Origin of the sequence: Muricauda sp. SCSIO 64092, from assembly GCF_023016285.1 — a bacterium.
Classification (GTDB): Bacteria; Bacteroidota; Bacteroidia; order Flavobacteriales; family Flavobacteriaceae; genus Croceivirga.
Genome location: NZ_CP095413.1, coordinates 4,669,390 through 4,683,203, shown reverse-complemented (window position 1 = coordinate 4,683,203; position 13,814 = coordinate 4,669,390). Strand labels below are relative to the sequence as shown.

Here is a 13,814-nt window from a genome sequence, read left to right as displayed (position 1 = left end):
TCCAAAGTCAAGCTTCATTACGTATATTTGCTGACAGCACACACCATTAAAATGATACCCTCCCAAATTGGCCTAAAACGAGTTTTCTGCTTAATTATAACTCTTTGGTCAACTACTGCCCCCACCCAGTTATCCGCCCAAATTTCCTTCGAAAATGCATTTCCAAATCTTAGTTTTGACTTTCCAGTGGAAATTCAAAATGCCAACGACGGCTCCAATAGATTATTTGTTGTTGAGCAACCGGGGCGCATTAGGGTATTTCCCAACAACTCTTCGTCCACTGGTGCTGATGTCAACACATTTTTGGACTTAACGGGTGTAGTGGACTATACGGCAGGTTTGGAAACAGGGCTATTGGGCTTGGCTTTTCATCCGAACTTTTCACAAAATGGCTTTTTTTATGTGTATTACCTCACATGGGACGGTCGTTATGAAATGAACCTGTCCCGTTATACCGTAAGCCCTTCGGACCCAAATGTTGCAGACCCCAGCAGTGAGGTTTTGATCTTCCAGTTCGAAAAAAATCAAAGCGAATCAAACCATAACGGTGGAAAAATCGCATTTGGTCCGGACGGATACCTTTATGTGTCCATTGGCGATGGTGGTGGTGCAGGCGATCCACTACGGAACGCACAAAATCTGAATACCGTTTTTGGCAGTATTTTACGCATTGATGTGGATGTGAACGGCGATAATCCTGTAGAAACCAACCCCGAATTACCAAATGGGAACTACGAAATACCTGCGGATAACCCACGTGTAGGCCAAAGTGGATTGGATGAACTTTATGCTTGGGGCATTCGGAACACTTGGAAGTTTTCGTTCGATTCCAACATATTGTGGGGAGCAGATGTAGGACAGGGTAATATTGAAGAAATTAATATCATCAGTAATGGAGGCAACTATGGATGGAATAGATTTGAAGGTACTTCAAATGAAGATTTGTCCACCAATCTTGTCACCACGCCGGACATTAAGCCAATTTATGAATACAACCACGATAATGGGGATGTTTCCGTAACAGGGGGTTATGTATATAGAGGCTCCAGTACCGATCCTTTGATACAGGGCAAATACATTTATGGAGATTACGTGTCCGGAAGGGTGTGGGCCTTGGATTACAATGCTTCCACCGACACTGCTACCTCAGAGTTTTTATTTAGGACCAGCGGCCAATTCATATCCAGCTTTGGGTTGGATGAAGCTGGAGAGCTTTACTTCAGTGACTATGGGTCGTCTGCGGGAATCTATAGCATAAGCGGAACCAATTCGGGACCGGTTACAGTTGCCGTTGATGGTGTTGGTAGTTGGAACGCACTGGGATCGGGAACCAATGGAATAGTTGAAATCATCGCCAATGATGGCAACGACAATTACTATGTTGGAGGGGAATTCACAAATGCAGGGGGCTTAACTGTCAACAATCTGGCCATTTATAACAGTTCCTCCGGATGGTCCGCTTTGGGATCGGGTACAAATGGAAAGGTAAACACCATTGCTATCGCCAACAATGGAGATGTATATATTGGAGGGGATTTCTCGGAAGTAGGTGGGGTTTCCGCTTCCAATATTGCGGTTTGGAATGGAACAAATTGGTCGGCACTGGGAAGTGGGACCAATGGCCCGGTTGCAAAATTGGGAATTGATAGTGGCAATAGTGTCTATGTGGGAGGTGCTTTTGAAACGGCGGGCGGGACATTGGTAAACAATATAGCGGTTTGGGAAAATAACGGCTGGAGTCCCTTGACCGATTCTGGAAATGGTATTTCCGGTACCAATAATGAAATTAGGGCCATAAATTTTGATGAAAACGATAATTTGTACGTTGGTGGGAATTTTGACCTTGCCGGGGGAAATTCTGCTCCTAGAATAGCCACATGGGATGGAAATAATTGGGGAACTTTAGGTTTGGGGACAAGCGGGTTTGTCCAAGCCATTGCCATTACCAATGATTATATCTATGCAGGTGGTAATTTTTCCATAGCAGGTAGCCAAACTGTCAACAGAATTGCAAGATGGAATAGAAATACCAATTCATGGCAGTCATTAAACAATGGGCTCAGTGGTAATGTCAATAGTTTGCAAATTGATGGGGCCCATCTTTATGTTGGGGGTAGTTTCGAAACTGCTTCGGACGAAACCGACATCAATGAGATAATGAACAATATTGCCAGATGGAGTGAAAACGACGGTTGGGAAGCCTTGGGCACAAATACTTCCGTAGGGATGGATATCAGAATCAACTCCCTAGAATTTTCCAATGACAACACAAGATTGTTTGCTGGGGGAAACTTTTCCAATGCAGGCCAAATAAGGGCATCCAACATTGCGTTGTGGAGTTTGATTCCAATACTCCAGGACGATGACAACGATGGGGTGAACAATGCTATAGATCTGTGTCCAAACACCCCCAATGGTGAAAGTGTGGATGCCGATGGTTGTAGCCCATCCCAACTGGACGATGACAATGATGGAGTGAACAACGATATGGATCTTTGCCCAAACACCCCCAATGGTGAAAGTGTGGATGCCGATGGTTGTAGCCCATCCCAACTGGACGATGACAATGATGGGGTGAACAACGATGTGGATCTTTGTCCAAATACCCCCAATGGTGAAAGTGTGGATGCCGATGGTTGTAGCCCATCCCAACTGGACGATGACAATGATGGGGTGAACAACGATATGGATCTTTGCCCAAACACCCCCAACGGTCAAGCGGTGAATGCAGATGGTTGTGCCCAATCCCAATTGGACGATGATAACGACAATGTCCCGAACAGCCTGGATATTTGCCCTAACACCCCCAACGGTCAAACGGTAAATGCAGATGGTTGTGCCCAATCCCAGTTGGACGATGATAACGACAATGTCCCGAACAGCCTGGATATTTGCCCGAACACCCCCAACGGTCAAACGGTGAATGCAGATGGTTGTGCCCAATCCCAATTGGACGATGATAACGACAATGTCCCGAACAGCCTGGATTTTTGTCCGAACACCCCAATGGGGGAAATCGTGGATGCCACTGGTTGTGCCCAATCCCAATTGGACGATGACAATGACGGAATCAATAATGAAATAGATCAATGTCCAAATACCCCTAATGGGGAGATGGTCAATTCCAATGGATGTGCCCCTTCCGAACTTGATGATGATAATGATGGGGTAAACAATGATTTGGACCAATGCCCAAATACTCCCGATGGGGCTACCGTGGATGCATTTGGGTGTGTTACCGGACAAAACGATGGTGACCTTGACGGTATTCCCAATAACCTTGATTTATGTCCCAATACACCTGTAGGGGCGACTGTAAATGCCGACGGTTGTTCCCAATCCCAACTTGATCTGGATAATGATGGAGTCAATAACAGTTTGGATCAATGCCCCAATACTCCAATTAGTGTACAAGTAGATAGCAATGGGTGTGCCGATACGCAACTGGATGATGACAATGACCATGTATCCAATGATTTAGATCTATGTCCAAATACACCCGATGGAGAAGTTGTGAACGCGAATGGTTGTAGCCAATCCCAACTGGACGATGACAACGATGGGGTCACCAATAATATTGACTTCTGTCCCAGTACCCCTTTAGGTGCCCAGGTGGATGCCAATGGGTGTACCCAATCCCAGCTGGATGATGACAATGACCATGTATCCAATGATTTGGATCAGTGTCCAAACACTCCAGCCGGTCAAATCGTAAATTCCGACGGATGTGCACAATCAGAGCTTGATACTGACAATGATGGAATCACCAATGATATTGACCTATGTCCAAATACCCCTGCCGGAGAAACCGTAAATTCTGAAGGATGTGCCGGTTCGGAACTTGATGACGACAATGATGGCGTAACCAATGATTTGGACCTGTGCCCGAACACCCCACCAGATACCATGGTTGACAATAGTGGATGTGAAATCACCATCCCAGCGGATAACTTTACCATCAATACCGTTGGACTTAGTTGTATTGGTGCCAACGATGGGCAAATCATTATCACATCCCGACTTTCCTTTACCTATATGGCTACACTTTCCAACGCCGCTTCGGGCAGTCAGGAGTATACATTTAACGAAAGTCTGGATATTAATGATTTAGCTGTAGGTACCTACGACTTATGCATCACCACAACGGACTTTCCAGATTTTGAATCTTGTTTTGTCGTGGTCATTGTGGGACCTGAACTTCTTTCGGTAAGTTCATCCTTAAACGTAGCGGAAAATTCGCTTACCCTAATCATGTCCGGGGGGACCTCTTATTCGATAACCCTTAATGGTACCGTATTTACCACTAATCGCAGTGAAATAGTTTTAGACCTAAAACAAGATAGCAATACCCTCATGGTATCCACGGAAAAGGACTGCCTGGGACTCTACGAAGAGACCATTTTGCTTTCCGAAGGGATACGTATTTATCCGAATCCTTTTGATGATGTAATCAGCATCGCTGCTGTGAATTCCGATACGCTGGATGTGAAGCTCGACATTTTTACAATATCCGGAGAACTGCTTTATTCCAATGGGATTACCATTGAAAGCGGTGGAACCGAAGTTCCATTGCATACCCTGCAAAGCGGAGTTTATGTAATTTCCCTTAAATATCAAGGTAAGACACGTGTATTTAAACTATTGAAAAAATGAAGCGGTATCTGGTCATATGGTCCATTGTACTACTGATCGGTTGTAGTAGTGATGTTGATTTACTTAACGAGGTGTTATCCCCAATTGCCGTAAGTCTTGTTTTTCCCGAAGACAACTCATTATGTACTACGGGTATTGTTTTATCTGATACGGAAAGTGAGGTGACCTTTGAGTGGACACAATCGGAAAATGCGGATAGTTACAGGGTAGTCCTGATCAATCTGGAAACCAATGAAACGGATACCTTCACTGCAGAAACAAATTCTTTGGACATACGATTGTTAAGAAGCACACCTTATAGTTGGTATGTAACTTCAGTTTTAGAGTCCAGTGACAACACTTCGGACAGTGCCATTGCCTCATTTTACAATGCCGGGCCAGGGTTATCATCATATGCGCCCTTTCCCGCAACCGATCCGTCCCCACAACAAAACGCCCAATTACCTTCCAATACAACCACAATAACCCTGGAATGGCAATCCAGCGATTTGGATGGTGATATTGCTACGTATGATGTTTTCTTTGGCACTACTAATCCACCTGGACCCTTTGCACAGGAACTGACGTCCAATTCATTGGAAAATATTGATGTTACATCAGGTACACAATATTTTTGGAGGGTTCTGACCAGGGATGCACAAGGGAATCAATCCAACTCCCAAATTTTCTCCTTTGAGGTGACCGTTAATTGATTTTTTCTTTTACCACTCCACATATCAACATCTTATCTCCAAAATAGGGATTTCTTATTTCCTCTTGAAGACTCATCCAAAAAGCCCCTTTATGATTATCCGCCATAGGACAAAATTGGACATAAATCGTTGCTTGGTCCAATTTCCCTTTTTTCACTAAAGCAATCAATTCCCGTGAAAAGGGTTTAAAGTGTTTGCGTAAGGATTCAATATCCTCGGCAGAGGACAACAATGCGAGTCCTTTCTCAATATTGGTCCAGAAACCAGGTTGCATCGTGCCCTTTTCCTTATATTTCCTTAAAGAAGAACTTAATTCATCCACTTCACTTTTTGACCGTTCAAAGTTGGTTTCCACCAAAGCGTCCTTCAAATCAAAATAATGTCCCATAAATTCCAAGGTAACGTTATCTTGAATAGGGATTGCCCCCATGACCTTGATATCCCTTATTTCCTTTTGATCGGTTTCATGTTTCGAATTCCCAAAATGGGAATCTTTTGACATCATTGATGGCCTGCCGTTAAGTTGTGCCGCTGCATCTATGGTAAACGTCCCGTTCACTACAACCTCGTCCCCTATTTCCAGACCGGACTGAACCACGTAACCATTTTGTAGGCTTTGTCCCAAACTTACCTCAGTCATTTCAAAAATAGGCTTGTCCAAAAATGGCTTTTTATACACTATGGAGCGTTTTCCAGTCCATAAAACTGCCGTTTTTGGCACAATCACGCTATTGGGGTTTAAATTTAAGGGGGTTTGCACTACAGCTTCCACAAACATTCCCGGCTTCAATTGCCCATTTTTGTTATCAAGAACCACCCTTACTGAGCCCGTACGCTTGTCTTCTTGCAATATTGGCTCAATAAAAGAAATTTTACCCGTTCTATTTTTTCCGTGAATGGCCGCTATGGAAATCTCAACTTCCTGTCCCTCGCCCAGCATGGCCATTTGGTCCTCATAGAGATCGAAAACGGCCCATACGGAGTTTAGATTTGATACTTTAAAAAGTGGTGTTCCCTCGTCGTAATAATTGCCCTCTTTTCCCAAAACTTTGGTCACCGTGCCCGTAACATCCGAGTACAAGGGAAAATTCATCATCGGCTTTCCACTGGCCAACACTTTATCAATCTGCTCATCCGTCATTTTCCAAAGTCCCATGGAATATCTGGCGGCATTGAACAGCTTAGGGTGCGTCCCTCGATAATTCTCTGATGTAAGTAATTTATCCTGTGCCAAATAAAGCTCTGGGGAATAAACCTTTCCAATTTCCTGGCCTTTCCATACCCTTTTCCCTACATAATTTGGGTAAAGGGCATCAATTCTACCTTCGAACAAAGTGGTCTGTACCGCATCGGTCTGTTGATTGGTTGTAATGACACCCGAAAGTTTAATGGATGCAACGTTGGCATTCATGGCCCCTATTACCGTAGTTTGGATATTTGCCAAAGCAAGAGCATCTTCATTCATTTCAAACTGGAAATCGGAAGATGCTGTAACCGATTCTTCCATGAATGTTAAATCCATTGCGCAGAGCGGACAGGTCCCGCCTTCTTCCCCCTTCACATGGGGATGCATTGAGCAAGTCCATTTACCCATACTTTGGACAATGTCGTCGGTCTTGCTCTCGGTGGTATCATTGGTTCCGAAGAAAAAATAGCCCAATAAAAGCCCTCCAAAAACCAATGCTGCATAAATACCCCATTTTTTCATGGATAACATCGTATGGATTAGAATATTATTGCTTCTTCAAAAGTATTTCTTTTTGCCAACAAAATAGCAAGGGTACGACAAACAACGTAATCAATGCGACCAACATCCCCCCAAATGCAGGAATGGCCATTGGAACCATTATACTGCTCCCTTTACCGGAAGATGTCAAAATAGGTAAAAGCGCCAAAATAGTGGTCGCTGTGGTCATTAGGCAAGGGCGAATTCTTTTCTTACCTGCCTGTACAATAGCCTCATGAATGGTAGGGACATCATTGGCGGATAATTTATTAAAAGACTGTTTTAGATAGGTCGCCATTATTACCCCATCATCCGTGGCAATACCAAAAAGCGCAATGAACCCTACCCATACGGCAACACTCAGGTTCACCGTGCCCATTTGGAACAAATCCCTAATGTTTTTGGAACCCAGGTTAAAATCCATGAACCATGGCTGTCCATATAGCCATATCATAATAAAACCTCCGGCAAATGCCACGGCAACCCCAGAAAATACCATGAACGCAATGGAAACGGATCGAAATTGAAGGTATAACAATAGAAAAATGATAACCAATACCAATGGAATTACAAATGCCAAGGTCTTTTGGGACCTTAAATGGTGCTCAAAAGTTCCGCTAAATTCGTAGTTGACCCCGGAAGGAACCGTAATTTCGCCGGAAGCCAATTTTGAAACTATAGCTTTCTGGGCCTTTTGAACTATTGATACTTCGGAAATATTGTCGGTTTTATCAAAGATTACATAGCTTACCAAAAAACCATCTTCACTTTTAATACTTTGTGGACCTTGTTCGTACTTCACCTCAACAAATTCTGATATGGGTATGGAGTTTCCGTTGGGGAGTGTGATATATATGGATTTAAAATCCTCAGGTGTAGCCCTTAACTCCCTCGGATAGCGAATGCGAACACCATACCGTTCCCTCCCCTCACTGGTGTGCGATAGCACCTTTCCCCCAACGGCAATCTCCAAAGTTTCCTGAATATCGTCGATTTGCAGACCATAACGGGCTATTTTTGCCCTATCGATGTCCAACAACAAATAAGGCTTCCCCACCATCCTATCGGCGAAGACGGACTCTGGAATAACTCCTTCCAATAGTTTTAGTTCCTTTTCCAAGATGAGGGCAAATGCTTCAACACTCTCCAAATCCAATCCCTTTACTTTCACTCCCAAATTTGAGCGCATTCCGGTCTGTAACATCACCAAACGCGTCTCAATTGGCTGCAATTGAGGGGCTGATGTTACCCCAGGAAGTTTGGTAACTTTTACAATTTCATTCCAAATATCCTCTGGCCCCTTAATATGTGGGCGCCAGTTCCGATAATAGTCTCCGTAATCATTAGCTACCAAATCGATCTTATTGATCCTTGTTCCTGAGGGAATGGCGGCCCCGGATTTTGTGATGAAATTACCATTCACGTCCGTTTCAAAACGTTCCGGTCTTCCATCATCATCCAAAATATACTCTGGCTTATATGAAATGAGGTTCTCGTACATGGAAAGAGGAGCAGGGTCCAAAGCAGACTCTACACGACCTGCCTTTCCCACAACGTACTCAATTTCCGGGATGGTCATAACCGCCATGTCCAACTTTTTGAGTATTTCGTTGTTCTCTGAAATTCCTGAATGGGGAAGCGAAGTGGGCATCAACAAAAATTCCCCCTCATCCAAGGTTGGCATGAATTCCTTCTGGGAAAATAGCATGATTGAAATACCTAAAACCAGAAGTACTATTGGGACGCTGAGGCTTAGGCCCTTGTTGTTAAGTACCCACCGCAATATCCTCTCATATTTATTAATAAAATACCAAAATGGTGCTAAAACCAATATGACCAAAAATGCTATAAAAAGACCATTGGCAAACAAATTGTTTCCAATTCCCAAAGGCCGCCAATATATTGTAAGTAGAATTAAAATTACCGTTAGTGTACCAATCAATACAGTTCTTTTTCTGGTCCGCAATGTTATCTTTTCATGTTGGTGCAATAGCTCTACCACACCAAAAAAAATGAGAAAAAGTCCCAAATAGGTTCCAAAAAAGCTGGAAACAAAACCAAGGAGGACAACTATCCATGGAATGGCATTTCCCCAGGGGAGTTTCTTCCTTAAAAGTGATGCGGCAATGGGTGGAATCGCAAACAATGCAATTCCAATAGAAGCAAAAAGCGCAACTGTCTTGGTAAACGCCAATGGCGAAAATAATTTGCCCTCTGCCCCGGTAAGTGCAAAAACGGGAACAAAGCTCACAATTGTGGTTAAGCCAGCAGTAAATATTGCTCCAGACACTTCTTTTGATGCATCTTTTATATTCGTTTCCAAATTGTTATTGGGAACGTCCTTTTGGTGCCTTACTATGCTTTCGGTTAATACAATCCCCATATCCACCATGGTACCAATGGCAATGGCTATACCGGAAAGCGCAACAATATTGGCCTCTACATTAAAGAGTTTCATTGTAATAAAAACGGTAAGTACAGCCAAGGGCATAAGTCCGGAAACCAAAATGGATATTCTGAAATTCCTTAACATAACAACAACAACAAGGATGGCAATAAGAATTTCAAACAATAATGCATCCTCAAGCGTATTCAGTGTCTCCTTGATAAGTTTTGAACGGTCGTAAAAAGGCACAATGGTGAGTTGGGATATTCGCCCATCATTTAGCTCTTTTTTAGGAAGTCCCGTACTTATTATTGCAATTTGGTCCTGTAGGTTCTGTAGGACTTCCATTGGATTGGTCCCATAACGAGCCGTCACAACACCGCCCACAACCTCAGCCCCTCCTTTATCCAAAATTCCCCTTCGTGTTGCAGGGCCAAGGCTAACTTTGGCAATATCCCCAATGGTAATTGATGTAAAGTTGTTGGAAACAATGCTTGTACTTTCAATATCTTCCACAGAAGTTATATATCCCAGTCCCCTTACAAAATATTCTGCCCGATTTATTTCCAAGGTCTGTGCACCAACATCGCGGTTGCTGGCCCTCACGGCGTCAACGACCTGTCTTAATGAAATTCCATATTGTTTTAAAAGCTCAGGATTGACATCAATTTGATATTCCTTGACAAACCCACCAATGGAAGCTACCTCTGCAACCCCCTGGGTTGCCACTAAGGCATTCTTGACATAAAAATCCTGTATGCTTCGTAATTCCGCTAAATCCCAACCCCCTGTTACCTTGCCATTTTTATCCCTACCCTCCAAGGTATACCAATAGAGCTGTCCAAGGGCGGTAGCATCAGGACCCAATTTTGGTTGCACATTCTCTGGCAACAGGTCTCGAGGCAATGAATTCAATTTTTCCAAGACTCGGAATCTGGACCAATAAAACCCTATATCATCTTCAAAAATGATGTAGACACTGGAAAACCCGTACATGGAATTGCTCCTTATGGATTTTACACCTGCCATTCCCAGTAAATTTGAGGTAAGGGGATACGTAATTTGGTCCTCAATGTCCCGTGGGGATTGTCCCTCCCAAGTGGTATATATTATCTGTTGGTTTTCGCCAATGTTTGGTATCGCATCTACGGCAATCACTTTTTGGGGTAAAAACCCAAATCCCAGATCAAAGGGTGAGGTAATACTACCGAACAAGATGATCAAGACGATGGCCAAATAGGCCAAAAACTTGTTTTTAATAAGAAAACCGGTTATTTTTTCAATCATGGTGAGAAGTTCTGACCATTACAAAATAAGACCCTGTAAGAATTGAAACAACCAAAATTACAATTCATCGCTTCCAAACACTAAAAATAGAAAAACTGTTTTCCTTTAAAGCACAAAACCATAAACAAAGGTTTATGGTCTCGCATTGGTTTATTTTGGGTTATTTAGAACTCTAGAATTTTAAATTCGGATCGTCTGTTTTTTCCATGCTTTTCCTCGGTACAGTATACTCTGTCATCACATTCATTGGTCAGCTTTTCTTCGCCAAGAGCCTTACTGACTATCCTTTCGCTCCCAATCCCATTGGAGGAGAAATAGTCCACTGTACGTTTTACCCTGCGTTTGGACAACCATAGATTGTATTCATCTGTTCCTCTGGCATCGGTATGGGAACTGACTTCAAGTACCAAAGTCGGGTTTTCTTCAAGGATGATAATCAATTCATCCAGTAGTTCTTTATCTTTTTTATTGAGGTATGAGGAGTTTAAATCAAAATAAACATATCCCAAGGCCGTAATCATCTCTTCCAACCTTTTGCGCTTGGCGTTTTTTTCAGCGTCCAGTAAGGCTTTCTCCTTTTCGGCCAACCTGGATTCCTCTTCACGTTCCAAACGTTCTGCCAAAAGTCTTGCCTCTTGTTCGGCCCTTTGCGCGGCTGCTATGGAATCTTGGATACGTTGTTGCTCCTTCTCCATTTCCTGCATCCGTGCCAGTTTTTCCTCACCTTTTTTCGAAAGGCCCTTTTCAATACCAAATCGATATACGGCCCCAGCAGCATGTTGTATATGATTGGTGGCGTTTTCCGTGCTCATCGCCCATTTTCCAGTGGAATTGAAATCCAAACCGAACCTATCGGAAAACCAAGTCCTAAAACCAACCGATGCATTATAGGTACCCCTTCCCTGGTTATTGGCATCCGTATACCCTGCGCCAATGCCCACATAGGGGTCAAACCAGCCGGTTTCACCCAGTATTTGGTTCAAATCATAGCTCACCCTAAAATCAATGGCATAGTAATCAATATCCTCAGTGTTTAAAACCCCATCAATGATTTTACCTTCGTTATATCTGTTGTAACTCCCAATGGCCTCCAGGCCCAAACCATTCTTAAAGTATCTCCCTATGCTCAAACGGGAGGGGAAAGGAACTGCGTTCCAACTATCGGAAATATCAAATATTTCCCCAAATTCATCACCTGAATCGTCAACAACATTGAAGCCAATGCCCAAAATCCAGGCACTCTGAACAATGCTATCTTTTTTGGTCAATGCTAAATCCTGGGTAAACCCAAGTTGGAAAGAAAGTAAGAATGCAAAGCACACTATAGATTTGGGTATCCTCATGTTTCGTAATTCGGGGGTTACGAAACAAATGTAAACCAATTCTAGGCATTGGATAAAAATGATATACCAAAAACCATTATTACCGATGAAATGTAAGAGATCACATAAGCGCTATAGTATCTCCACAGTAATCCGTTTTTGACCTTTGGGAATTTTGTATACACAAAAGGGATACGATAGTGCGCCCTGACCATCTTCATCACCTTCCAATGCTGTAATGACCTCTATGGTCTGGGCCGTCTCCGTTTTTATCTTCATTCTTGGGGCCAAACCGGTTCTTACACCGCCCAAACAGGCCACTAAAACGGTTTCCTTGGAAAAGTCCACAATAGGCACCGGAATTCCCGGTTTCCTTGTTCGGTTTACCTTGATAAAAAAGGCTTTTAATGTCTTGGCATCCTCAATAATATGGGTGACAGGTGTCTCCACAGGAAAATAAGCATCCTCCACCAACAGTACCAGTTGGTCATCTTGTTGGGAAGCATTCGCTTCCGTACCTTTCTTTTGGCTTTTGCAAGAAAAGGTTAACAAGACCAGGATCACCATCAAGGATTTCATCAATACGAATTTTTATATCTGGATTTATAGGCCTTTTCGTAAACGTCTTCGTAAAGTGGGAGAATATTCTGGATTTCAAACTCTTTGGAAAGGTTTTTGGCATTTGTTTTAAATTTCTCCAAGCGTTGATCGTTACCCAAAAGATGAATTGCATTTTTGGCCATTTCATCCACGTTCCCAACATCACTTAAAAAACCGCTTACCCCATGTTTGTTCACTTCAGGTATGCCCCCGGCATTACTTGAAATGATGGCCACTTTGTTGGCCATGGCCTCCAAGGCCGCCAAACCAAAACTTTCCGTTTCCGAAGGCAATAGGAACAGGTCGGAAAAACAAAGAATCCTGTCAATTTCGTTGCTATTCCCCAAGAACAGCACTCTTTCCTCCAATCCCAATTGTTCGCACTGCAATTCTGCCCGTTCCTTCTCGGGTCCTTCTCCGACCATGATCAGTTTGGAGGGAATCTCCCGCTGGACCTGATAAAAGATGGCTATTACATCCTCAATCCGCTTCACTTTTCGAAAATTACTGATATGGGTAATTATCTTCTCATCATCCGAAGCCATGAGCGACCGCTGGCAATCGGTAAACGCACTACTGTACTTTTTTGGATCAATAAAATTGGGAATCACCTCAATTTCATTTTCAACATCAAATATTTTTAAGGTTTTCTGTTTTAAATCCTGGGAAACGGAAGTGACCACGTCGGATTTATTGATGCTGAAGGTTACTGCAGGTTTATAAAAGGGATGGTTGCCCACCAGTGTAATATCGGTACCGTGTAAAGTGGTGACCATGGGGATGTAAATATCCTCTTCCTTCAACATTTTTTTGGCCATATAGCCCGCATACGCATGTGGTATGGCATAATGAACGTGCAATAGCTCAATGCCATAATGCTTAATGGTATCCACCAATTTACTTGATAGTGCAAGCTCATAGGGTTGGTACCGAAAAAGCGGATACTCTGGAACATGAACTTCATGAAAATGGATGTTATTGCTCAACAACCCCAATCTTACGGGCTGTTGATAGGTCACAAAATGGATTTCATGGCCCCTCTCCGCCAAAGCAATCCCCAATTCCGTGGCCACTACACCACTCCCACCAAAAGTGGGATAACATACAATCGCAATTTTCATGTGTTAAAAGTAGCGCAATATTTTTAA

The 13,814-nt window shown here is 43.1% G+C and carries 7 protein-coding genes; 2 read left to right on the top strand and 5 right to left on the bottom strand.

Translation table 11 applies throughout. The annotated features are described in order from the left end of the window. The first annotated feature begins 186 nt into the window (after positions 1-186). Positions 187-4,653: a thrombospondin type 3 repeat-containing protein gene (locus L0P88_RS19425; protein ID WP_247131550.1), complete on the top strand. Its 4,467-nt coding sequence runs from the start codon at positions 187-189 to the stop codon at positions 4,651-4,653. Next, the gene (locus tag L0P88_RS19420; RefSeq protein WP_247131549.1) at positions 4,650-5,345 is read left to right on the top strand and encodes a fibronectin type III domain-containing protein; all 696 of its coding nucleotides are present in this window, start codon (positions 4,650-4,652) and stop codon (positions 5,343-5,345) included. The genes L0P88_RS19425 and L0P88_RS19420 overlap by 4 nt, the downstream gene beginning before the upstream one ends. Here L0P88_RS19420 and L0P88_RS19415 read toward each other — a convergent pair. The 5 genes from L0P88_RS19415 to bshA all read right to left on the bottom strand — a co-directional run bounded on the left by L0P88_RS19415 (position 5,338) and on the right by bshA (position 13,787). Continuing rightward, positions 5,338-7,053, bottom strand: a complete 1,716-nt coding sequence (locus tag L0P88_RS19415; RefSeq protein ID WP_247131548.1) for an efflux RND transporter periplasmic adaptor subunit — start codon at positions 7,051-7,053, stop codon at positions 5,338-5,340. The genes L0P88_RS19420 and L0P88_RS19415 overlap by 8 nt on opposite strands. A gap of 25 nt (positions 7,054-7,078) precedes the next feature. Continuing rightward, positions 7,079-10,744, bottom strand: coding sequence for an efflux RND transporter permease subunit (locus tag L0P88_RS19410; RefSeq protein WP_247131547.1), 3,666 nt, complete (start codon positions 10,742-10,744; stop codon positions 7,079-7,081). A gap of 164 nt (positions 10,745-10,908) precedes the next feature. Continuing rightward, positions 10,909-12,087 carry an OmpA family protein gene (locus L0P88_RS19405; protein ID WP_247131546.1) on the bottom strand — a complete coding sequence of 393 codons (1,179 nt, stop codon included), beginning with the start codon at positions 12,085-12,087 and terminating at the stop codon, positions 10,909-10,911. Positions 12,088-12,198: 111 nt separating this feature from the next. Then, entirely contained in the window at positions 12,199-12,645 is a 447-nt protein-coding gene (locus tag L0P88_RS19400; RefSeq protein ID WP_247131545.1) for a hypothetical protein, read from the bottom strand. Next, positions 12,645-13,787: an N-acetyl-alpha-D-glucosaminyl L-malate synthase BshA gene (bshA, locus tag L0P88_RS19395; protein ID WP_247131544.1), complete on the bottom strand. Its 1,143-nt coding sequence runs from the start codon at positions 13,785-13,787 to the stop codon at positions 12,645-12,647. The genes L0P88_RS19400 and bshA overlap by 1 nt, the downstream gene beginning before the upstream one ends. Between the last annotated feature and the right edge of the window lie 27 nt (positions 13,788-13,814).

Bases quoted from the DNA above. Each gene is read 5' to 3' on its own strand.
- L0P88_RS19420 (WP_247131549.1), top strand. From the start codon at position 4,650: ATGAAGCGGTATCTGGTCATATGGTCCATTGTACTACTGATCGGTTGT.
- L0P88_RS19415 (WP_247131548.1), bottom strand. From the start codon at position 7,053: ATGAAAAAATGGGGTATTTATGCAGCATTGGTTTTTGGAGGGCTTTTA.
- L0P88_RS19410 (WP_247131547.1), bottom strand. From the start codon at position 10,744: ATGATTGAAAAAATAACCGGTTTTCTTATTAAAAACAAGTTTTTGGCC.
- L0P88_RS19405 (WP_247131546.1), bottom strand. From the start codon at position 12,087: ATGAGGATACCCAAATCTATAGTGTGCTTTGCATTCTTACTTTCTTTC.
- L0P88_RS19400 (WP_247131545.1), bottom strand. From the start codon at position 12,645: ATGAAATCCTTGATGGTGATCCTGGTCTTGTTAACCTTTTCTTGCAAA.
- bshA (WP_247131544.1), bottom strand. From the start codon at position 13,787: ATGAAAATTGCGATTGTATGTTATCCCACTTTTGGTGGGAGTGGTGTA.